A 22,406-nucleotide genomic window follows, 5' to 3' on the forward strand; every position below is an offset into this window, starting at 1 on the left:
ATCTCGGGTGCGATCCAGCACTTGGCCGGCATGAAGGATTCGAAGGTGATCGTCGCGATCAACAAGGATCCGGAAGCGCCGATCTTCAGCGTGGCCGACTACGGTCTCGTCGGCGATCTGTTCACGCTCGTGCCGGAGCTCGTGAGCGCGCTGGGCTGACGACGGCATTGCGTAGCCAGTGAGCGCAAGCTCCCCGGCTCCTCTGTCGCGGTAGCGCGATGGAGGAGCCGGCCGTCGACACGCCATCCGTCGGCTGTCGACCATGCCGCAGCACCTTGCACGCCATCGCCTTCGAACGTAGTGGCAAGAAAACATTCGATACCGTGCTAGACAGCTTTTCGACCTATCCGCTGGCCACAGTCCCGATCTCGGTGGTCAACGGCTTTCTGGCCGGGGCCGAACGCGAAGTCGTCGTGCGCCTTGCCGAACGCTCCGGCATCCCGGCCCACCTATTGGAGAAGCCGGCCGCGCGCGTGACGCAGCAGCAGTTCGCGACGCTGTATCGCCTGCTGGCGACGGAGCTGGACGATGAAATGCCCGGCATGTTCAGTCGTCCGTTGAGAAGCGGGCTGTTGAAATATCTTTGCCTCAGTCTGATCGATGCACCCCGGCTCGATGTCGCGTTGAACCGTATCGGTCAGTTCTTTCGCCTGATACTCGACGATTTTCGCCTCGCGTCGTGGCGAGAGGGCGCGCTCGCCTGCGTCGAATTCATTCCTGATCCGGATGGTCGGCCGGTCAGCGCGCTGGGCAGCGAGCTGATGCTGAAGCTCGTCCATGGCGTCGCGTCATGGCTGATCGGGCAGAAGATCGCGCTGCGCGAAGTTTCATTCAGATTCCTTCGGCCGACGCAGTCGGGGGACTTGCTGTACCTGTTTCCCGGACCGGTGCGGTTCGGCAGGGACAAGACCTGCCTCTTCTTCGATGCCGGTTACCTCGATCGTCCGATTTCCCGACGAAAGCCGGATCTGGAGGAGTTCCTGCGCCGCGCGCCGGAAGACTGGATCTTCACTTCATTTGCCGAGCAGATGGCTTGTCATCGCGTTCGCCGGTTGATCGAGAATGCGTTGCCGAGCATGCCGACGATCGAGACGGTCGCGCGGGAATTGCACGTGTCGGTGCGTACGCTGGCACGACGCCTGGCGGACGACGGCACGAGTTTTCAAGCGATCAAGGACGACGTGCGGCGGGACGTTGCGATCTATCGGCTGACGCGCTCGGACGATTCGATCGAGGCCGTTTCCAATAGTGTCGGCTTCGACGATCCGACGGCGTTCTATCGCGCCTTCCGGCACTGGACAGGCAGCACGCCGGCGACATACCGCCAGCAGCCGTGGAAGGCCCGTCGGCAGGCCGGCTGATTGCCGGCGCCTCTCGTTAGCGATTCGCCGCGACGAGCGTGTCGAGGGGTTCGAACGCGGGCAAGGCGATGCCGTGCAGATGCTGAACGAAGGTGCTGACCTTCGCATCCAGATAGCGCTTCGACGTATAGAGCGCATACACCGTCAGCGCATTGACGCGATATTCCGGCAGGACCCGAACCAGCGTGCCGCGGCGAAGATCGTCGATCGCCGAATGCAGCGTCAGCGGGCCGATGCCGGCGCCCGCGAGCAGCGCGAAGCGCATGGCATCCGGCATGTTGACCTGAAACGGCGAGGCCTGAACCAGATGGGCATGCTCGCCGTCCGGGCCGTGCAGACGCCATTTTTCGGGAGCCGAGTTCGGCGCGTTCAAGGTGAGGCAGCTATGTGCCGCGAGGTCCGTGACCGTCGACGGCATGCCGCTTCTCTGCACGTAGTCCGGCGACGCGACGAGTACGCTGTAGTTGCCGCCGAGCGCCTTCGAGACATAGCTCGAAGTCGGCAAGTCGGCCGTTGCCATCAGCGAGACGTCGATGCCGTCCTCGATCAGGTTCGGGAATCGTTCCGACAGCGTCAGTTCGATTTTGACGTCGGGATTCGACACCTGGTACTGAACCATCGCGGACGTCAGGTAACGTAACCCGAGACTCGGCATCGCGTGTACCCGCAGCTTTCCGTACGGCTTTGCGAGCCGGTTGCGCGCTTCGGCCGACGCATGCTCGATGTCCGCAAGAATCGATTTCGCGCGCTTGAAGTAGCGTTCGCCGCTTTCCGTCATGCCGATGTGACGCGTCGTGCGGTTGAGCAAGCGGACCCCGAGCTGTCTTTCAAGAAATGCGACGGCGCGCGAGATCTGGGCGGTCGAGCCGTTCACTTGCCGGGCGGCGGCGGTAAAGCTGCCCGACTCCACGACGCGTACGAATATGCCAATTGCAGCGAAAAAATCCATCTTCATGTGACTCTGGAAGGAAAGCGCGCGAGATATCGGTGACCATGATCGGCGCAGCGATTCGTGGACGCTGACGCAGCGGGCCGCAATGCCGGATGCGGGCGAGGGCGTGGCCCGGCAGGTGGGTCGTCGGCCGACGTGGCGCGCCGCGATTGTCGGCTTGCGTCGCTAGTCGAGGGGAACTCCGGCATCGTCCGGCTTGATGAGGTCGAGCCACGCACGTGCGGCCCAGGATAGCGTCGTGCCCTTGCGCCATACGATCGCGACACGCCATTCCAGTCCGGGTGCATCGAGGTCGATCAGGCGTACGCCGGCATTGCCATGTCGGCGCGCGACCAGCCGCGGCAGACACGTCACGCCCAAACCCGCCGCGACGAGCGCAAGTGCGAAATTCGGCTGGGCGCTATGCGCGACTTCGTTGATCGTGAAACCTTGGGCAATGCACGCTTCGCGCAGCCTGCGCGTCAATGCGAATCCTTCATTCAGCGCAATGAACGGCACGCCATTCAGCTCATGCAGGTGGACACGGACGTGCGTTTCGAGCGCATGGCCGCGAGGTACCGCGAGCACCATCGGCTCGCGCCGGATGAACATCGCTTGCAGATCGGTTCGCACCGGCAGCATCGTTGCCGCGAGCTCGAGTTCGCCGTCTCGCACGGCTTGCTCCAGTTCGGCGCTGCCATGTTCGTGCAGATGAATCGACACGCCTGGATATCGCTCGCGGAATTCCGCCAAAGGAGCGGCAAACAACTCTGCGCTACCGACCGGTGGCAGTCCCAGACGGAGTTCGCCGCGATCGAGGTCGCGCAGCGCGTCGAGATCGAATTGCATCCGCTCGCGCTCTGCCAGGATGGCTCTCGCATGTTGCAGAACGACTTCGCCGGCAGACGTGAGCTTGACGGCGACGCCGCGTCTGCCGCGTTCGAGCAGCGTGACACCCAGTTCGTCTTCCAGCAGTCGAATCGCTTTGCTCAGTGCCGGTTGAGACAGCGGAAGGCGCTTGGCTGCCTTGCCGAAATTCCCTTGCCTGACGATCTCGTCGAAATAGCGAAATGCCTTCAAGTCCATTGCACTTCTTGGCGATGATTGGACCGACGGATTATCGCCCGAAGTGCAAATGCGCGTCGGATTGCAGCGGTGCGCGATGGTTACGATGTCGCCGGCAGTGAGGCGCACGCCCGGGAGTGTGCGCCTCGCTCGCTCATTCACGCCAGGGCGTCGGCGGCCTCCTTGTGCGCGTGGTGCGCGGACGGATGGGCGAGGTAATCGTGAACGACGTGGCCGAGGCCGAGGGTAAGGTCGGCCAGGATGTGCGTGCCGGAGAGAATCTCGAGCACGGGCAGGTCTTTCAGCGGTGCGAGCGCGTGCGAAAACAGCTCGAGGCCGACCGGGCCGGTCCAGGCGCCCTTGATCGTGACGTCCTGGCAGCGGTATTCGACCAGCTCGAGGATGCGCGGCGAACCGTCGACGTGCGGGATGATCTTCAGCAGATAGCCGGGCGCCTCGATGGTCGCCTTGGCGGCTTGAGCGTCGAGCTCCTGAAATTTGTAGCCCATCGTCGCGCTCGCCACCAGCACCTTGCCGTAGCGCAGTTCGCCGACGATCGTGTCGGTGTCGACTTCGAGCGACGGCTTCGCCATTTTCTTCGGGAAACCCCACAGCTCGCGGCCGGCGGCAGTCGGTGCGTGGTCGTCGAGGAACATCGCGTGCGTGTAGGTGCCGCGGCGGCCCTTGTACGTCACGGGAATGACCTGCCCCGATTCCGTGTAGTCGCCGAATCCGCCGCTGGAATCCGGCATGCGAATGAACTCGAACTTGACGAGCGGATTGTCCATGTCGATTTCGAGCGGTTCGGGAACCAGCTCCCGAAGTTTCTTCGCATCGGTACGGTACGTCACGATCAGGAATTCGCGATTGACGAATTTGTACGGGCCTTGCGGATAGGTCGGGCTGGTGAGGGGAATCGAAACTGCGCGTTGCTTGACGTCGCTGATGTTCACAATGGGTCCTTGGTCGGCAAAACTTTCGAGAGGCGAGGGTGGTGCGCCGGATCTGCGGGCGCTGAGCCCGCGTCGCTCGCACCGGAAACAGGCATCAGGTAACCCCGGCTGTGAACAGTCTAGATTTCGATTTTTCTTAAATAAATTGAATTCTTTTTATGAATTGCATGCCTGGAGGAAATTGAATTCCGCGTTGCTCAACCCGACATGCAAATTCGGTCATCGCATGGCGCTGCGGCTGCGTGCGATGCAACGAGTGATCGGGGATGGGGCGCCGCGCGATCTTTCGCCGGCATGATGCGGGACGTTGCGTCCGGTCGGGGCAGGCTCGATTCAGTTGACCGTTGCGCCCATCTGCGCGGCGAGACGCGACACGATCGGCGAGGCGCGATTGCCCGCATAGGCCAGCACGAGATTGAGCCGGCTGCTATCAAATGCGGTCAGGCGTCGCGTAGCCATCCCCTTGGGCAGCATGCGCGCGAAATGGCTCGGCACGAGGCTGCAGAGTCCGGTCGCGGCGACCAGCGAGAAAATGCTCAACATTCCGTCGGCCTCGAGAGGCGGCTTTGCGGGCGCGGTGCCGTCCTGATGGAGGAATGCGTCGATGGTTGCGCGTAGCGCGGGCGCGGCGGCCGCGGCCACCGCGATGATGCGTTCTTTGGACAGATCGGCCGGCGACAGGCGGCGTTTGTTCAGCAACGCGTGCCCGCGAGGCAGGATGGCGATCAGGTCTTCGGCCTGGACCGTCCGGCTCGTCCATTCCGGACCGATATCGCCCTGGCGGACGAATGCCGCGTCGATGCGGCCGTTTTCCAGCGCGCGAATCAGATCGAGATGCAGCTTGCTGTGAACGTCGATCGCGATGTCCTGCAACTCGGGACCGAGGGCGGCCGAGATGCGCCCCATCAGTTCGTCTTCCGTGCCGGGAATCATGCCGAGAGCGAGTTTCCGCGGATGTTGTTTGCCTTCCCGCGTGCGCTTGAGCGCCAGGTCGAACTGGGCGACGGCGAGCCGGGCTTCCCTGAGCAGGATTTCGCCGCTATCCGTCAGTTGCACGCCATGCCAGGACCGCACGAACAACGGGCAACCAAGCTGGTCCTCCAACGCCCGAATTTGCCGCGTCAGCGACGGCTGGGCAATGCACAGTCGCTTGGCCCCTTCCGCAAAACTCCCCGCCTCGGCGATCGCCAGAAAATATCGAAAGTGTCGGATTTCCATCGCGAAAGTATAGCGCCGAGGCATAGGGTCGGTGCCACAAAGTATTGGAGCGTCGCGGTTCTGCTCGACTAGACTTTGAGGCGCGACGCAATCGACTCGTTTCGATGCAGGCTGCCGTCCGGCTCGCTGACCCACCCCGAATGCAGCATGCTGCGCGGTCCACGGTCCACGAGAGTAGGTGAGACCACGCCGGCGGTCTGCGGCGTCGCGCCAATTTCTCTATCAGTCATTGCGAGTCGCCATATGAGCAAGAATATTCGGAAGATCGGGGTAGTCGGTACCGGGGTCATCGGAGCCAGCTGGAGTGCGTTGTTTCTGGCTCAGGGGTTCGACGTCGTGGCGACCGATCCCGCGCCGGGCGCGGAAAAATCCTTGCGCGAGTACATCGCAAAGGCGTGGCCTGCGATGGAAACGCTGGGCGCCGTCGTGCCGGGCGGCTCGCAGGCGCGCCTGACGTTTACGACCGATATGAACGACCTTGCCGATGTCGACTTCGTCCAGGAAAACGGTCCGGAGCGTCTGCCGTTCAAGCACGAACTGTATCGTCAGCTCGATGCGATGCTGCGTCCGGACGTCATTATCGCGACCAGCTCGTCGGGTTTGACCATGACGGACATCCAGGAGGGTTGCGAACGGCATCCCGAGCGCTGCATCGTCGGCCACCCGTTCAACCCGCCGCATCTGATTCCGCTGGTCGAGCTCGTCGCGGGCAAGCGGACCGCTGCCGAGGCGATCGATCGCGCGGACGCGTTCTACACCGCGCTCGGCAAGAAGACGATCCGGCTCAACAAGGAAGTGCCGGGCCACGTCGCCAACCGACTGCAGGGTGTGCTGGTTCGCGAAATCATGTCGCTCGTCAGCGAAGGCGTGGTCAGCGTGGCCGATGCGGATGCGGCTTGCTCGTGGGGGCCGGGCTTGCGCTGGGGTGTCATGGGGCCGGTGATGCTGAATCATCTCGGCGGCGGCGCAGGCGGCATCGAACATTTCTACAATCAGTTTGCCGGCCCGCTCGTCACCTGGTGGACGCCGCTCGGCGACTTCGAATTCACCCAGGAAGTGCGCGAAAAGATGATCGCGGGCTTGCGTGAGGAAGTGGGTGGCCGTGACTTCCAGACGCTCGCTTCCGAGCGGGATCAGCTGCTGTTGACGCTGCTGAAGGCGCGTCTTGCTGGACAGTCGAAGCAGTAAGCCGTACGCCGCCCGGCGCCATCATTTGGCACCTGCCTGACCGAGCCGGTCGGGCAGGCGCCGGGCGGTTTCGTTGTACCGATCCCGGCGGGATCTTGGCAGTTCAGGCAGCCAGTGAACGTTTCGGCGGCTGTTTTGGATTTCAGCGGCCGATGATTGCGGTTCGCTGCCTTTCGCCACACACGCTTTCCCCACCTTTCGCGATCTCTCCCCGACGTCCCGTCGCGTGCCAGCAGCGCCTGCGCCGTTGAAGCGGCCACGGCGTCGTCCAGCGGTGTCGATCGACCCGCCCCCCGCGTCAAGCCCGACCGCACAGAACGATTCAGGAACTTTAGGGACGCCAGTGCCGCGCGGTCGCTATGCTCGTCCTATCTGAGCATGCACCGAGGACGGTAATGACGACTGATCGTGGGAACCGATCGAGAAGGATACGCAAGCACGTCGCGTCAGTATTGGCCGTCGTCGCGACAGCCTGGAGCGTCGCGGCGTTCGCCGCCGCCCCGTTTGCCGGCAAGCAGGCGCCGGGCTTCTACCGAACGATGGTGGGCCAGTTCGAAGTCACGGCGCTTTCCGACGGAACGCATGCGTTCCCGATCGACACGGTGGTCAAGGGCGTGTCGAACGCGACCATCGACGGCGATCTGCATCGCGCATTCCTCGAGCAGCCGGTGCAGGGCTCCATCAATGCCTTCCTCGTGAACACCGGCAAGAAGCTGATCCTCATCGATGCCGGAGCCGGGAGCCTGTACGGCGATTGCTGCGGGCGGCTCGTCGACAATCTTCGCGCGTCCGGCTATCGCCCCGAGCAGGTCGACGAAGTGCTGTTGACGCATATGCACGAAGACCATATCGGCGGAATCGCGTCGAAGGGCGCGGCCGTGTTTCCCAATGCGATCGTCAAGGCGAATCGCACCGAAGCCGACTATTGGCTCGATCCGGCCAACAAGCCGGGCGCATCGCCGCTTCTCGCGCCGTTCTTCGACGCAGCGGCCGCGGTGGTCGAGCCGTACCGCGCCACGGGGCGCTTCCAGACGTTCGATGGAGCGGGCGTGATCGAACCGGGCATTCGCGCCATCTCGCTGCCCGGCCATACGCCCGGTCAAATCGCCTATCTCGTCGAAAGCGGCACGGCGCATCTGCTCGTGTGGGGCGACGTCGTGCACGTCGCCGCGATTCAGCTTCGGCATCCGCAAGCCACCGTCGCGTACGACAGCGATCCGCCGCAGGCGCGCGAATCGCGTCGCGAGATCCTGCGCGAGGTGGCCGAGCGACGCTACCTCGTCGGCGCCGCGCATGTCTCCTTTCCGGGCCTCGGGCACGTCAGAGCGGATGGCGACGGCTTCGACTGGGTGCCCGTCAACTACGACGCATCGCCGGTGCCGGATGCCGGCGCTGCACCGGGCCGCTGACGCGGCAGCGCAGCGGCGCTCCTCCATGCGCCTTTTTCGAAGGAACGACCGATGGAAACGTCGAACGATGTCGAAGTCACGCATCACACGCTCACCGCGAACGGTATCCGCCAACACTATCTCGACGCCGGCAGCGGGCCGGTAGTCGTGTTGCTGCACGGCTTTCCCGAGACCAGTTTCGCGTGGCGTCATCAGATACCGGTGCTGGCCCGCACGTATCGCGTGATCGCACCGGACCTGCGCGGCTACGGTGAAACCGACAAACCCGCATCCGGATACGACAAGCGCAACATGGCGCGCGATATCGTCGGTCTGCTGGATCGGCTCGGCATCGACAAGGTTGCGCTGGTCGGCCACGATCGAGGCGCGCGTGTGGCGACGCGCCTGGTGAAGGATCACCCGGAGCGGGTGGACCGGCTGGTCGTGATGGACAACGTGCCGACGCGCATCGTGGCGGAGAACATGCGCCCCGAAACGGCGCGGGCGTACTGGTTCTTTCTGTTCCATCTGGTCGCGGACCTGCCCGAGACGCTGATCGCGGGCAACGAGGAGCCGTGGCTTCGCCACTTCTTTTCCGACTGGTGCTACAACCCGCACACGATCGAAGGCGCAGACTTCGACACCTACGTGAAGGCGTACAAGCGGCCGGGCGCCGTGCGCGGCGCGATGTCCGACTATCGGGCGAACGCCGAGGATGTCGCGCAGGACAAGGCGGACGCCGACGTCCGCATCGCATGTCCGACGATGGCGATCTGGGGCGAGGACTTCTACGCGGTCGGCGGCATGTTCGATATGAAGGCCGTGTGGGAGTCGATGGCGACCAATCTGCGCGCCGAGCCGATCGCGCGCTGCGGCCATCTCCCGCAGGAGGAGCAACCGGAGCGCGTCAATGCGCTGTTGCTCGAGTTCCTGAGCGGTTGGACCGGCGGTTGAGTGCGCTGCACCGCCATCGTCACGCCGCGAGCCTCACCGGGCAGCTGCCCGAATCCGTGGCGGCCAGTGGTAGCCACCAACTTTCGACCACCGAGGAATCGGCATGAGCACGTTCACGACACGCGACGGCGTTTCGCTTCACTACAAGGACTGGGGCGCCGGCCGTCCCGTCGTATTCATTCACGGCTGGCCATTGAATGCGGACATGTGGGACGTCCAGATGCATCATCTCGCGTCGAACGGCTTTCGCTGCATCGCGTATGACCGGCGCGGGTTCGGCCGCTCCGATCAGCCGTGGACGGGATACGACTACGACACGCTGTCCGACGACCTCGCGACGTTGATCGAGACGCTCGATCTGCGCGACGTGATACTCGTCGGCTTTTCGATGGGCGGCGGCGAAGTGGCTCGCTACATTGGCCGCCACGGCACGGGCCGCGTCGCGAAGGCCGTGCTGGTCGGTTCGGTGACGCCGCTGGTGGCGCGACGCGACGATCACCCCGACGGCGCGGATATCGCCATATTCGACGGCATTCGTGCCGGCATCCTGGCCGACCGCGCCGCATTCTTCGAGAGCTTCTGGCCGTTGTTTACCGGTTCGAACCGGCCCGACTCGACGATCTCGCGCGCCGCGCTCGACTGGACGTCGTTCATGGCGCTGCAGGGCGGGCTGAAGGGCACGCTCGATTGCGTCGCGGCCTTTTCCGAGACCGACTTCAGGCCCGACCTCGACAAGTTCGACGTTCCGACGCTCGTGATTCACGGCGACGACGACCAGACCGCCCCGCTGAGCCTGACCGGCGCGGTCACGGCGCAGCGCGTGCGTCACGCGACGCTGAGCGTGTACGAACGCGGGCCGCACGCGCTGTATCTGACGCATGCGCAGCGCTTGAACGACGAACTGCTTGCCTACGCGCGCGCTTGATGCCGCGGCCGGCCACATTGCGTTGACTTGAATCGCGCACGGTGTACCGCTCCGGGCGCCGTGCCCAATCGTTCCCATTCACCGGTTTCCCGTCCCGCTGTGGGCGTGCGGAAACCGGCTTGTCTCATGGCGCAGTTCGATGGGCGCCCCGACGGGCGCCGTGCGCCGTCACATTCATTCCGAGTACATCGCGTGCGCCGGCGTGCGGCTTGCCTTCCACAGATGCGACCGGCAAACCGCTCGATAACGCACACTTCCCGCATTAACTTCGGACCATGAAACGATATTTATTTCCGAGGCAAACGCATCGCGATGCATTTTCATTAATGAATTGACGTAAATCAATACTTCGCATTCCGTTTTTGATGCCTCGGCGAATCAGATTGGCCAATCTTCATTCGAATGAGAAGGCATTAGCCGTACGAACTGTCAAATTACTTCATGTAGTGGGGCGGCGCGTCCCCATTGGCCGGGCTGCGTGATACCTTTTTGCTCAACGTCGCCGCGACATAAAGCGTTGAATAAACCGTTAAGCCCGGCACGCTGAAACACCGAAAGGTGCGGTTGCCGTGGGGCAGGAATCCAACGTACGAGGCGTGCCGTGACACATCGGGAAAACAATGTCGTCGAGTTGCCGGATGCACTCGTCGCCAATCATTTCTTGGCCTCGCTCGACGGAAATAGCCGTTCGAAACTGGCGCCGCATCTGCGGCTGACGACGCTGCGGACCGGCGAGCTTTTATGTGATGCCGGCGAGAACCTGGACGCCGTCTATTTTCCGGTGACGGCCGGTGTGTCGCTGCAATTCACGGGGTCGGGCAGGGGCACGCTCGGCGTGACGGAAATCGGCCGAGAAGGCGTCGTCTGCGACGACATCGTCGGCAGTGCGATGCAGCGCCGGGTCGTCGTCTATGGCGGCGGCTTCGCGTATCGGCTGGGTACGCACCGTTTCGCCGACGCGTGTGCCGCCTCGGCGGCGATCCGCCGGCAGGTGTTCGTGCGGATGAGTCTGGTGCTGTCCCAGGCGTCGCAGGTGATGTTCTGCAGCCGCCATCACACGATCCGGCATCAACTGATGCGCTGGCTGCTGATCGGCTACGAGCGCTCGCGCAGCATCGAAATCCCGGTCACGCACGGCATGCTTGGTCAGATGCTCGGCGTGCGCCGCGAGACCGTCACCGAAACCACGCGACAGATCCACGCGCTCGACCTGATTCATCAGCGTCGCGGCGTCATCGTGCTGACGGATCTCGCGCGCCTCGAACGAGCGAGTTGCGGCTGTCATCGGGCGATCCGCGACGAAACGCGGCGCCTCCTCGCACTCGACGCCGGTGCGTTACCGGCGCTCGGCGCGCGAATGGTCTAGCCGTCGGTTGCAGGTGATGCTGCGCAGCCGATACCTGTGCGTCGCGCAGCAGCGGCATGAACGGCGGTGCGCAGTACACGGGGAAGCATGGATGCGTGAACGCGGGATTTCCGGCGACGCGCCGGGCAGGTTGGATCGAGAAGAACCAGAAAGCGGTCGTGAAGGTATGGAAAACAGTACGAAGTTTCAGAGTCAGCGCAGCTCGTTTCACGTGTGGCCGTGGAGCCCGGCGCTCGGCATCCTGCCGGTCGTCGTCGTGATCGTGACGCTGGCCGGGTTCGTGGCCGTCAGTCTGGTCGTGATCATGTCGCTGCGCGTATACGTCGGCGGCGAAAGCAGCTGGTCGAAGGCGCAGAAGGACGAGGTCATCCTGTTGAGCCGCTACGCCGACACCGGCGACGAAAAGCTGTTCGACGATTACCGGCTCGCGGACGCGACACTTGTGTCGTTCAGCGTTGCGCACCGCGCGATGATCGGCGTGCCGGCCGACTACGACGTGGCCCGCTACGCGATGATCGCGGCCGGCATCAACCCGGTCGATGCGACCGCGGTCGTGTGGTTCTATCCGGTCCTGAACTCCTTCGCGCACGTGAACACCGCGCTGCAGTACTGGGCCGAGGCGGACCGGCATCTGCTCGACCTGCGCCGGCTCGCCGGTGCGCTGCGCGAGTCGGTCCACGCGGGCGACGTCGCGCGCACGAGCCGCCTGAACCGCGACCTCTGGGACATCAACTCGCGCATCGAGCCGTTGCCGAAACGCTTCTCCGACGAACTCAGCGCCGAATTCCGTTCAGCGGTGATCCAGTTGCTCCTGTCGTACGTGGTGGCGTCGCTGTTGATCATCCTGCTGTCGGTGCGCTGGGCGAGCCGCGCGCAACGCCAGCAGTCGTCGATGCAGACCGAGCTCGACCGCAGCCTCGCATTTGCCGACGCCGCGCTTCGTTCGGTCGTCGATGCGATCGTCACGATCGGTCTCACGCGCAGCATCGAGACCGTGAACCCGGCCGCCGAGCAACTGCTCGGCAGGACGGCGCAGCGGTGCGTCGGCGAGCCGATCAACGACGTGCTCGACCTGATCGACACGTCGACCGGCATGTCGATCAAGCTGCTCGCAACGCTTTGCAACGGCGGCGACCACACGTTCACGCGCGATCTCAACCTGATCCGCGTATGCGGTACGGCGGTGCCCGTGCGCGCGTCGCTGTCGAAGATGACCAACGCCGCGGGCCGTTGCGTCGGCCACGTGCTGACCCTGCGCGACATGACGCGCGAGCACCAGCTGATCGAGCGGCTCACGTGGCAGGCGTCGCACGACGCGCTGACCGGCCTGATCAACCGCACCGGGTTCGAGCGGCGCCTCGGCGAGATGCTGGCCGACGGCGCGGGCGGCGCGCTGATGGTGCTCGACCTCGACGGCTTCAAGGAAGTGAACGACGTATGCGGCCACGCGGCCGGCGATGTGCTGCTGCGCGACGCGACGGCGGTGTTCAGCGGCTGTCTCGACGAAGGCGACGTGTTTGGCCGCCTCGGCGGCGACGAGTTCGGCATCCTGCTGCCGGCCTGCCGCAACGTCGCGCCCGACGACGGCAAGGCCGAGCGCATGCGCGCGCAGCTCGAGGCCTTCACGTTCACGTGGGACGGCGAACCGTTCAAGATCAGCGTCAGCATCGGGCTGCTGGATCTCGCGTGCCGTCCCGCGAGCATCGAGAAGGCGATGCAGATGGCCGACCTCGCGTGCTATGTCGCGAAGGACGGCGGCCGCAATCGCGTGCACGTCGCGCATCCGCGCGACCTGCATGCCGGCCGCCCGGCGTATCACACGCAATGGAGCCGCCGCGTGAAGACGGCGCTCGAAACGAATGCGTTCCAGTTGCACGCGCAACCGATCGTGCCGATCCAGTCGGGCGACGGCGCGCCGCAGCGCGTGGAGATCCTGCTGCGCGTCCCGGACGCCGACGGCAAGCTGATCGCACCGGTGTTCCTGCCGGCCGCCGAGCGCTACGGCCACATGACGATGATCGACCGCTGGGTGGTCAGCAACGTGATCCGGCGTCTCGCGCGGCTCGAACGGCGCGAGTACGTTGAATACAACGTGAACCTGTCGGCGCGCTCGATCACCGACGAGCGCTTCGTCGAGTTCGTGATGGCCGAGCTGTCGGCGTCGGGGCTCGAGCCGTCGCTGCTGTGCTTCGAGATCACCGAGACGAGCGCGGTCCGCAACCTGGAAGTCGCATCGCGCTTCATGTGTGAGCTGCGCGATCTCGGCTGCCGGTTCGCGCTCGACGATTTCGGCGCCGGCATGTCGTCGTTCTCGTATCTGCACCAGTTGCCGATCGACTACCTGAAGATCGACGGCGGGCTGGTCGCGACCATGACGTCCGACCACGTCAAGCGTGGCATCGCGTGCGCGATCAACGACATCGCGCACGTGATGCAGTACCGGACCGTCGCCGAGCACGTCGAGGACCCGGAGACGGCCGAGATGCTGCGCACGCTGGGCGTCGACTACTGCCAGGGCTATTACTTCGGCCGCCCCGTGCCCTGGCAGGAAGGGGGATTCCATTGAACCACGGAGGACAACAGATGAATGCTCCATTCGAGCTGAGCGGCGACATCATGGACCTGGCCAGCTATCCAGCGTGGCTGCGCGACGTGGTAGGCGCGACCGACGAGCTGAAGGCCCGCATCCGCGCGCATCCCGTGTTCGCGGCGATGATCGACGGGACGCTGACGGCGGCGCAACTGCGCACGTTCTTCGTGACCGGCTGGGCGGTGGTCAGTCAGTTTCCCGAGTACATGGCGATGAACCTCGTGAAGACCGCCGCGTACCGGTCGCCCGGCGACGAGAAGGCGCGGCGCTATCTGATCCGCAATATCCGCGTCGAGCAGAATCACGTCGATCACTGGGCCAACTGGGCCGCCGAGTCCGGCGTGACGCGCGACATGCTGCTCGGCGCCGACGCGCCGCTCGCCGGCTTCGCGCTGAGCCACTGGTGCTGGAAGAGCGGCAGCGCGGACGCGCTGGCGCCGAGCATCGCCGCGACGAACTACGCGATCGAAGGCGTCACGGGCGAGTGGAGCGCGCTGCTGTGCGCGTCGCCGTACGAGGAGAAGTTCGATGCGTCGGTGCGGCATCGCGCGATGCGCTGGCTGAGGCTGCATGCCGAGTACGACGACCGCCATCCGTGGGAGGCGCTCGATATCGTCGCGACGCTGCTCGGCCGCGCGCCGGACGCGCGCGACGTGCGCGAAGTCGAGACGTCGATCCGCAAGAGCTTCGAATACTTCCTGATGAGCCTCGATTGCTGTCTGCATGTTTAGGCGGTCGCGCCGTGCCGAAGCCGGTGCGCGCGTCGTCGTCGGCACGTCGACGTGATGGCGACGACGCGCACGCCGCAGTCCTGCCGGACGATTTCCGATGCTGACAAAAGTACTCGTCGCAGAGCCGGACCGGCGCATGCGCGGCATGATTCGTGCGTTGCTGCGCGGCTGTGACATCGGCATGTCGGTGCTCGACGACGTGTCGATGCTGCGCGCGCGCGTCGCCGCGGTGGCGCCCGCGTTGATCGTGCTGCGCGTCGAGCCGCCGGGCACGGCAGTCTGCGCGGCGCTCGACGCGCTGCGGTGCGCGGGTTGCGACCTGCCGGTGATCGTGCTCGGCAGCAGCGCGCAGCTGGCCGACAAGCTCGTCGCGTTCGAGGCCGGCGCCGACGACTATCTCGTCTTGCCGTTCGAGCCGATGGAGTTCGCGGTGCGCGTGCGCTGCGCCATCCGCAGGCATGCGGCGCGCACGCCGCGCCACGTCGATCGCTATGCGTTCGGCGACATCGACGTGGATTTCGTGACGCGCCGCGCGACGCGCGCGGGCGAAGATCTCGGGCTGCGCGCGAGCGAATTCGCATTGCTCGAAGTGTTCATCGCGCAGCCGATGCGGGTGCTGTCGCGCGCGGAGATCCTCGCGCGGCTCGGGCCGGCCGTCGCCGGGCGCGCGGAGCGCGGGCTCGACGTGCTGATCTTCAGGCTGCGCAATGGGGTCGAGGGCGCGCTCGGCGACTATCGCTATATCCGCACCGTACGCGGCCGCGGCTACATCTTCGTGCCGCTCGGCGTGCTGCCGGACGACGACCTGCAGGCGCCGCCGCCAGCGCGCGTTTAGGTCGTCGCCGTTGGCGACGGAGCCGACGAAGCCGACGAAGCCGACACGGTCGGCATCCGTCGTGCCGTCATTGCGCGGGGGTGTCGGCCGGCGTGCGGTAACACGTCGGCACGCCCTTCGCGCCGGACAGTTGATAGACGAGCTTGTGCGCATTCGTCGCCGCGCGCCCCGCGGGCGAACTCAGCACCACGTAGCGGCTGAACTGCCCCTGGCCCGTCGCTTCCTTCGTGATGATGAGCGGCGCGAGCACGGGGTCGGCGCTGGCCGATTCCGGGTCGATCACGCGGCGCACGTGCGACAGGCTCGTCACGTACCAGTCGGCGTTCAGCTTCGGCGTCTTCAGGATGAACGGACGGTACGCCGGCCCCGCATAGTGGCTGTCGATGATCATCCACGGGTCCATGTCGGTCGTGCCGATCTCGGACGGCTGCACCTTGGTCGTCCCGCCGTCCGCACGCGAGAAGAAGCCGCCGAAATCGCCGCCCAGACGCGAGCCGCTCGCGCCGGCCACCGCCGGATCGTAGCGTTGGCCTTCGGGGCCGTTGCGCAGGTCGCTGAAGCGCTTGCCCGTCCACGTGACCACGTGCGACACGACGAAGCCCGACATCATGCTCTGCGGCGCCGCTTGCGGATGCGCGGTTTCGGTGATGTACAGCAGATCGCCGGGGCGCAGATGATCGACGAATTGCGCGACGTTGTCCTGATTGATGTCGAGCAGCACGCCGGCCTGATCGGTCACGGCCGCGAGCGGGTCCGAACCGGTCGAGCATGCCTGCGTGCCGATGCCCGTCTGCAGGTTGCCGCTTGCGTGCGTGATGCCGGCAAAATCGTAGGCCCACGACGTGAAGTCCGAACAGTCGACGCCTTGCCACTTGATGTCGGCGTTCGCGAGCGTCGCGGTGGTCTGCACGCCGTTGCTGCGCCGATGCGGCGCGCAGGTCATCGACTTCGACGACGTATCCGAGTTGAAGAACGACGGGCGCGAAGCCGGCGGCAGCCAGCCCGGAATATGGTGATGGCAGTAGTTCAGCTCCTGGTCGACCCAGTAGTTCTCGGTCGCGAGCAACAGCTCGCGCTGGAACGTCGCGACGTCGCCGGCGCACGACGCCGTCGTGATCGCGCCGTAGACGGCCGCGCGCGGGCCCCACGAGCCGCCGTCGGCGAAGCTCGACCAGTTGTCGACGGTCACGTCGTGTCCGAGCCGCGCCTGCACGTCGTTCTTGCGGCTCGTGAAGAGCGGCAACTGCTCGTTGTAGAGCGCGACGCGATCGCGGCATGCGCCGTCGCTGACCGTGATCGTCGCCGGCTTGCCGGGGACCACCGGCTTGAGCATCGCCACCGACGCGATGCCCGAACGATTGCGCGGATTCACCGCGTAGCCGGCCGCGCCGGTCGTCACCGCGCAATTTCCGCCGGGCGGCGCAGCGAGCGTCCCGTCGGCCGCGGGATTGCCGGCGCCGGTATTGCACTCGGCCAGCGTGTCGCCGTTGGCCGATTGCGCGACGATGTTCTGCGTGCTGTCCTGAACCGATGCGCCGGTGTCGGTGCGGCTCTGCGATTCGGCGCCGAGCGCCAGCGCCATTTTTGCGCCGTCGGACAGAGCGGCGGCAGCGAGCGCCGTACCGGGCGCGACGAACGCCGGTGGGGTCTGCTGCACGTCGAAGCCGCCGGCGAACGCGTTGACCTGCGCCATCGCGGCCGCGAGGTTCGCGCCGGTCAAGCCGCCTGCGGCGCGTGCGGCCTGAACGATCGCGTTCGAATAGACCGACACGATCATCCGCGCCGGCGCAGCCGTGAAGACAGCTTCGAGGTCGCCTTGCAGCGTCGTGCGCGTACCGGTCGCTTCCTCGTCATACACGCCGCCGGTGGCGCGCACGAGCACGGGATAGTGCACGGCGCCGCCGAGCACGAACGTGCCGTCGTCGCGCGTCACCGCTTGCGCGATCGGCTGGTCCGACGCGGAGCCGTCGGCCGCGACCGCATAGACGCTGACCGACGCGTTGCGCAGCGGCCCCATATAAACGGCGCCGGTGGTCGATGACGATGCACCGCCTCCGCATGCAGAAAGAGAAAGTAGGAGTGCGGCGCCGAGCGCGGCATTGCGAAGATTGGGGTTCACGATCACCTGCCGTCAGGATGTGCGGGTATTTCCGGATGCGACGTCGCGTCGAACGCACGCAGGTCGCGGAAGCGATGCACGGAATGGGCAGAGTAGGGACGATCGGCGCCGGTTGATATGAGGATAAGCATGGCATGTCACGGCCATTTCATCGAATCGACGGCCTGCAAATCCGCATTTCGCGCTCAGAGGCCCGCTGGAAAAGGCGCATCGGACCGTTGAAATTATGGAATGCTGCGCAGGCTGCGTACGATGTGCGACGTTCGGTCGCGGCGTTGGGGCAGGGTGTCTGCGCGTGAGAAAGTCGGAACGTTGAATTGTTCCGGACTCCGTTTCGAAATGATGGCGCCGTGTGCGTGCCGAGCATCGGGATGTGGCCCGATTGCGCCACGTCCCGATGCCGCGCTGCCATCGTGCCGGCCTGGCTGCGGACGAAAAAAAGCCCGCTTGGGAAGCGGGCTTCGTTCCATCAGCAATTGCCTTTCTTCGCCTGGCCGGGCGGACAGAATCCGTTGCCCGGTCCGCCCTGCGGCGCGACGACGACCGGCGCGCCCGGCACGTAGGCGACACATCCGCTGAGTGCGCCCACCACGCTCGCTGCCGCGAGCAGCGCAATAACCCCTTTCTTCACATCGTTCTCCCGTTATCGAGGAAAGGGCCGTGCGGCCCTTTCGTGGTTGCTGCCGAGCGTCAGAACGTGAAATTGACGTTCGACTGGCTGGTGGTTGCGTTGACGTTCGTCGCTTGCGTCGCGCCCGACGCTGCGTCCGCCTCGATCGTGTATTGACCGGCGGCGCCCGGCGACGCGGCGAGCGCGACCGGCAACGTGCCCGAGTAGGTGCCGACGATCGGCGCGGCCACGGGCAGGTTCAGCGCATACGCGCCGGTGTCCATGTTCGCGTTGATCGACGCGATCTCGTACGGGTTCGCGTCGACGGTCTGCAATGCGCGCACCAGCGCGTCGGCGCTCGGCGTCACCGTGCCGCTGACCGTGCTCATCGTCGATGCCGGCAGCGCGATCGGCGCGCTCTGCGCCGATACGGAAGTGGTGGTGTTCACCACGACCGGTACGGACCGCACGATGCCCGACGCGAAGCTGTTCTGCACGATCACGACGTCGTAGTTGCCCTGCGTCGAGCTCTGGATCAGCGGCGACAGCACGAACTTGCCGGTGCTGTCGGCCACCGTGCCGCGCACGACCTTGCCGCCTTGCTCCGCATAGACGGTCGCGCCGGCTTCCGCCGCGGCGACGTAGCCCGCGATCGCGCCGCTCACCACGGTCGGCGTGGCGGTGACGACAGGCTTCAGCGCATAGGTACCGTTGCCGCGCTGGACGATCGACTTGCACGCGTTGAAGTCGAGCACGAGGTCGACGAGCGTGTTCGGCTGCACCGTAAACGGCTGGATGATCTTGTAGCCGCTTTGCGTCGCGCTCGGCGTGGCGAGCGCCTGCTCGGTGCCGCCGGTCGGGACGACCGAATTCGCGAGACTGTTGCCCTGGTTTTGCGCGAGCACGAGCCGCACTTGCTGATATTGGCCGGCGGGCAGCGCGGTCTGGCCGAGATCGGCGAGGACGCCGTTGGTCAGCGACAGCAGGTCGATTTTCTGCGGCGTCGTCAGCGCGACGGTGGACCACCCTGCATCGTTATCGGCAGCATTCGCATTCGCATTGACGCGGACCTGCGACACCGTCACATAGACATGATCGAAGCCGCATGACGGCGCATCGGTCATCGCGACGTGCAGCGTGCCGGTTTGCGTGCTGCCGCCGTCGCCGCCGCCGCCGCCGCCGCACGCAGCCAGCGCGAACGGCACCATCGCTGCGCACAACGCGGCCTTCCAGAATTGATTGTTCATTGTTTTGTCCCCTTCCATCATGATTGTGGATGGACCGAAGCATAGCCGCGCGCGGCGCCCACAGTGTGGACAGGTTTGCAACGAACGGTAAATTCTGCGTCCACGCGTAAAGGGGCTGGCTTGGCGGCGCACGTTCCGCCTCAGCGTCGCCGCAGTGCGGCGCGCCGCGAACGAACGAGCGCGCTCGGCCGAACGTGATAGCAGCGGACGGCGCGGCTTAGATCGGCCGCGCGAGGCAAAAACTTGATGGGGAAAAGCACCGAACCCGCGGTATTTTTTTCCTCGTTATAGTGCGGACGTGAGCGGTGAACGCGGCGCAATGCGCGCACACCGCCTGGCAACGACTGTAGACGGGTGCTGTATGAAAAACACGAAAGAAACGACCATCGGACCGGCATGGGGTGTCGCGGCAGGCGTGCTGCTGGCCGCGGCGGGATTGAGCCTCGACCTCTTTCCGAAATCGCTGAACGGCACGGGCGCCGCCCACGACTTCCTGGCATCCGGCATCGCGATGCTCGGCATCTTTCTCGCCGTCTACTCGACGCACGAATTCCGCAGGAAGCGGATGCACTGACGCCGGCGCGTTACGAGCGGGCGCGCCCGTTCGCGCAACCGGCGTCGGCCAGCAAATCGTCGACGATGATCTCGGCAGCGGCCTGGCCCGCGCACAGCGCGGTGCGCGTCGTGTCGAACAGGCGGCCGCCGTCGTCGGCGAGCCGGATCGGCGCGAGCAGCCGCGTGGCGCGCTCGCCCGCGCGCACCTGCACGATGGCGACGAACCCGAACCGGGGCGGATCGGCCAGCGACGCGCGCGCGTGCGGCAGGTCGAGCCGGAATTCGCAGCGGACATCGATCGTGTATCCGCGGTAGGTGTACGCACTGTTCATCTGCAGCTCGCTCGAGAGGGAACGCGACGACGGACCGTGGGCGCATGATATCGGCTCGTGCGAGCCGGCGGGGCTGGGGCGTCTACCTAGGCGAGGATCTCGTGCCGGTAGACCAGTTCGACGATGCGCTTGGTCGGGATGCTGGCGCGCAGCGCCGCGACGCGATCGATCGCGAACCACTTGCACTTGTCGATCTCGTTGCTGGCGGTCGGCTTGTGTTCGGGGCCGACTTCCGCGAAGAACACGTGGTGCACCTTCGCGAGCCCGCTGAACTGCATCGAATAGACGAGGCTTTGCCCGACGATGCCGGTTTCCTCGAGCAATTCGCGATGCGCGGCTTCGAGCGGCGTTTCGCCGCGTTTGATCGTGCCGCCCGGCAGCGCCCAGCGCGACGACATGCGGGCGACCAGCAGCACCTGCTCGGCGCGATAGCACACGATGGTTGCCCGTTCCTTGATCGGGACGGTGGCGATTTCGGGCGGGGCGATGGAGGTGGCTGGCGACATGGTGCGATTCTAGCGGCTGCCGGGCGGCGGGCCAAGCAGCGGCGGCCGGCGTCGCCGAGCGCGACGATCAGATCGCGCCGTGCCGGCGTCGGTGGCGTTACTGCCGTTCCGGCAGAAACCAGTTCATCACCAGCGCGCAGATGCCGCCCGTCGCGACACCCGAGGCCAGCACGTTCTTCAGCGCATGCGGCAGGCTGTTCAGGATGTCGGGCACCTGCGACACGCCGAGGCCGAGCGCGAGCGACACCGCGATGATCAGCAGCGCGCGGCGGTCGAGGTGGACGCCGGACAGGATGTTGATGCCCGATGCGGCCACCGCGCCGAACATCACCATCGCCGCGCCGCCGAGCACCGGCTCGGGCACCGCCTGCAGCGCGCCGGCCACCACCGGGAACAGCCCGAGCACGACCAGCATCGCCGCGATCCAGATGCCGACGTAGCGGCTCGCGACGCCCGTGATCTGGATCACGCCGTTGTTCTGCGCGAACACCGAGCTCGGAAACGTGTTGAACACGCCGGCCAGCAGCGAGTTCGCCCCGTTCACGAGCACGCCGCCCTTGATCCGGCGCATCCATACCGGCCCTTCGACCGGCTCGTTCGAGATCTTGCTCGTGGCGGTGACGTCGCCGATCGCTTCGAGCGACGTGACGAGATAGATGATCAGCATCGGCACGAACAGCGACCACGAGAAGCCGATGCCGAAGTGCAGCGGCGTCGGCACCTGAAACAGCGCGGCCTGGTGCATGCCGGTGAAGTCGAGGCGCCCGAGCGCCGCCGCGACTGCATAGCCGATCGCGAGCGCGATCACCAGCGCCGTGCTGCGCACCCAGACGATCGGCACGCGGTTCAGCACGATGATGGTGCCGAGCACGACGCACGACAGCGTCAGGTTCTGCGCGCTCGCGAACGTGCCGTTGGCCATCGCGCCGTAGCCGCCGCCCATGCTGACGAGGCCGACCTTGATCAGCGTGAGCCCGATCAGCAGCACGACGATGCCGGTCACGAGCGGCGTGATCAGCCGCTTCACGAACGGCAGGATGCGCGACACGGCCATCTCGACGAACGAGCCGGCGATCACGACGCCGAAGATCGCGGCCATCACCGTTTCGACCGGCGTGCCTTGCTTGACCATCACGCTGCCGCCCGCGATCAGCGGGCCGACGAAGTTGAAGCTCGTGCCCTGCACGATCAGCAGCCCCGCGCCGAGCGGGCCGAAGCGCTTGCACTGCACGAACGTGGCGATGCCTGAGATCACCAGCGACATCGACACGATCAGCGTCGTGTCGCGGCTCGAGACGCCGAGCGCCTGGCAGATCAGCAGCCCCGGCGTGACGATCGGCACGATGATCGCCAGCAGGTGCTGCAGGGCGGCGACGAACGCGATCGTCGGCGCCGGGCGGTCGTTGGGGCCGTAGACGAGGTCGCGCGCGGAAGATGCGTCGTCGGCGCCGTGAGCGGCGGATCGGGCAGAGGAGGCGGGTTGCATGGACGAGCGGGCCGGACAGGAGGGAAAGTGCGGCATTTTAGCCGAA

Annotated in this window: 20 protein-coding genes and 1 pseudogene; 11 read left to right on the forward strand and 10 right to left on the reverse strand. The window is 65.6% G+C overall.

Features of this window, described 5'->3' with window-relative positions; translation table 11 throughout:
- Both EX20_RS31915 and EX20_RS12865 read left to right on the forward strand, forming a co-directional pair.
- Window positions 1-159, forward strand: a pseudogene (locus tag EX20_RS31915) (electron transfer flavoprotein subunit alpha/FixB family protein); the annotation flags it as partial.
- A gap of 59 nt (window positions 160-218) precedes the next feature.
- Window positions 219-1,361, forward strand: coding sequence for an AraC family transcriptional regulator (locus tag EX20_RS12865; RefSeq protein ID WP_034193787.1), 1,143 nt, complete (start codon window positions 219-221; stop codon window positions 1,359-1,361).
- A gap of 16 nt (window positions 1,362-1,377) precedes the next feature.
- Here the strand turns inward: EX20_RS12865 and EX20_RS12870 are convergent, their stop codons facing one another.
- From EX20_RS12870 to EX20_RS12885, 4 genes are all read right to left on the reverse strand, one after another.
- Window positions 1,378-2,316, reverse strand: a complete 939-nt coding sequence (locus EX20_RS12870) for a LysR family transcriptional regulator (protein WP_014725163.1) — start codon at window positions 2,314-2,316, stop codon at window positions 1,378-1,380.
- Between the two features lie 162 nt (window positions 2,317-2,478).
- Window positions 2,479-3,378 (reverse strand): LysR family transcriptional regulator, encoded by a 900-nt coding sequence (locus EX20_RS12875; protein ID WP_014725162.1) that lies wholly within the window; start codon window positions 3,376-3,378, stop codon window positions 2,479-2,481.
- Between the two features lie 137 nt (window positions 3,379-3,515).
- A complete protein-coding gene (locus EX20_RS12880; protein ID WP_011881878.1) occupies window positions 3,516-4,310 on the reverse strand; it encodes an acetoacetate decarboxylase in 795 nt (264 codons plus the stop codon).
- Window positions 4,311-4,643: 333 nt separating this feature from the next.
- The gene (locus EX20_RS12885; RefSeq protein ID WP_034193788.1) at window positions 4,644-5,528 is read right to left on the reverse strand and encodes a LysR substrate-binding domain-containing protein; all 885 of its coding nucleotides are present in this window, start codon (window positions 5,526-5,528) and stop codon (window positions 4,644-4,646) included.
- A 243-nt stretch (window positions 5,529-5,771) separates the two neighbouring features.
- Between EX20_RS12885 and EX20_RS12890 the strand changes: the two genes are divergently transcribed.
- The 8 genes from EX20_RS12890 to EX20_RS12925 all read left to right on the forward strand — a co-directional run bounded on the left by EX20_RS12890 (window position 5,772) and on the right by EX20_RS12925 (window position 15,505).
- Window positions 5,772-6,716, forward strand: a complete 945-nt coding sequence (locus EX20_RS12890) for a 3-hydroxyacyl-CoA dehydrogenase NAD-binding domain-containing protein (RefSeq protein ID WP_011881880.1) — start codon at window positions 5,772-5,774, stop codon at window positions 6,714-6,716.
- A gap of 395 nt (window positions 6,717-7,111) precedes the next feature.
- On the forward strand, window positions 7,112-8,125 hold the full coding sequence (locus EX20_RS12895; protein ID WP_051974436.1) for an MBL fold metallo-hydrolase: 1,014 nt from the start codon (window positions 7,112-7,114) through the stop codon (window positions 8,123-8,125).
- 51 nt (window positions 8,126-8,176) lie between these two features.
- On the forward strand, window positions 8,177-9,058 hold the full coding sequence (locus tag EX20_RS12900; RefSeq protein ID WP_011881882.1) for an alpha/beta fold hydrolase: 882 nt from the start codon (window positions 8,177-8,179) through the stop codon (window positions 9,056-9,058).
- Window positions 9,059-9,161: 103 nt separating this feature from the next.
- On the forward strand, window positions 9,162-9,983 hold the full coding sequence (locus EX20_RS12905) for an alpha/beta fold hydrolase (protein WP_011881883.1): 822 nt from the start codon (window positions 9,162-9,164) through the stop codon (window positions 9,981-9,983).
- A 601-nt stretch (window positions 9,984-10,584) separates the two neighbouring features.
- On the forward strand, window positions 10,585-11,349 hold the full coding sequence (locus EX20_RS12910; protein ID WP_011881884.1) for a Crp/Fnr family transcriptional regulator: 765 nt from the start codon (window positions 10,585-10,587) through the stop codon (window positions 11,347-11,349).
- Window positions 11,350-11,515: 166 nt separating this feature from the next.
- Window positions 11,516-13,915 carry a putative bifunctional diguanylate cyclase/phosphodiesterase gene (locus EX20_RS12915; protein WP_034193789.1) on the forward strand — a complete coding sequence of 800 codons (2,400 nt, stop codon included), beginning with the start codon at window positions 11,516-11,518 and terminating at the stop codon, window positions 13,913-13,915.
- A 17-nt stretch (window positions 13,916-13,932) separates the two neighbouring features.
- Complete coding sequence (locus EX20_RS12920) at window positions 13,933-14,670, forward strand: TenA family transcriptional regulator (protein WP_034193790.1); 738 nt, start codon at window positions 13,933-13,935, stop codon at window positions 14,668-14,670.
- A gap of 97 nt (window positions 14,671-14,767) precedes the next feature.
- Window positions 14,768-15,505: a winged helix-turn-helix domain-containing protein gene (locus EX20_RS12925; RefSeq protein WP_034193791.1), complete on the forward strand. Its 738-nt coding sequence runs from the start codon at window positions 14,768-14,770 to the stop codon at window positions 15,503-15,505.
- Between the two features lie 67 nt (window positions 15,506-15,572).
- Here the strand turns inward: EX20_RS12925 and EX20_RS12930 are convergent, their stop codons facing one another.
- The 3 genes from EX20_RS12930 to EX20_RS12935 all read right to left on the reverse strand — a co-directional run bounded on the left by EX20_RS12930 (window position 15,573) and on the right by EX20_RS12935 (window position 19,481).
- Entirely contained in the window at window positions 15,573-17,522 is a 1,950-nt protein-coding gene (locus EX20_RS12930) for a hypothetical protein (protein WP_034193792.1), read from the reverse strand.
- 571 nt (window positions 17,523-18,093) lie between these two features.
- A complete protein-coding gene (locus EX20_RS31920) occupies window positions 18,094-18,255 on the reverse strand; it encodes a hypothetical protein (RefSeq protein ID WP_011881889.1) in 162 nt (53 codons plus the stop codon).
- Window positions 18,256-18,314: 59 nt separating this feature from the next.
- Window positions 18,315-19,481: a DUF4382 domain-containing protein gene (locus tag EX20_RS12935; protein WP_011881890.1), complete on the reverse strand. Its 1,167-nt coding sequence runs from the start codon at window positions 19,479-19,481 to the stop codon at window positions 18,315-18,317.
- A gap of 361 nt (window positions 19,482-19,842) precedes the next feature.
- On the opposite strand from EX20_RS12935, the gene EX20_RS12940 reads away from it, so the two are divergent.
- A complete protein-coding gene (locus EX20_RS12940) occupies window positions 19,843-20,055 on the forward strand; it encodes a hypothetical protein (RefSeq protein WP_014725152.1) in 213 nt (70 codons plus the stop codon).
- Window positions 20,056-20,065: 10 nt separating this feature from the next.
- Here the strand turns inward: EX20_RS12940 and EX20_RS12945 are convergent, their stop codons facing one another.
- The 3 genes from EX20_RS12945 to EX20_RS12955 form a co-directional block, all read right to left on the reverse strand.
- Window positions 20,066-20,368 (reverse strand): hypothetical protein, encoded by a 303-nt coding sequence (locus EX20_RS12945; protein ID WP_011881892.1) that lies wholly within the window; start codon window positions 20,366-20,368, stop codon window positions 20,066-20,068.
- 86 nt (window positions 20,369-20,454) lie between these two features.
- Complete coding sequence (locus EX20_RS12950; protein WP_011881893.1) at window positions 20,455-20,874, reverse strand: NUDIX hydrolase; 420 nt, start codon at window positions 20,872-20,874, stop codon at window positions 20,455-20,457.
- 97 nt (window positions 20,875-20,971) lie between these two features.
- Complete coding sequence (locus EX20_RS12955; protein ID WP_014725150.1) at window positions 20,972-22,360, reverse strand: nucleobase:cation symporter-2 family protein; 1,389 nt, start codon at window positions 22,358-22,360, stop codon at window positions 20,972-20,974.
- Window positions 22,361-22,406: the final 46 nt, after the last annotated feature.

Source organism: Burkholderia sp. WP42, from assembly GCF_000745665.1.
Classification (GTDB): Bacteria; Pseudomonadota; Gammaproteobacteria; order Burkholderiales; family Burkholderiaceae; genus Burkholderia; species Burkholderia vietnamiensis.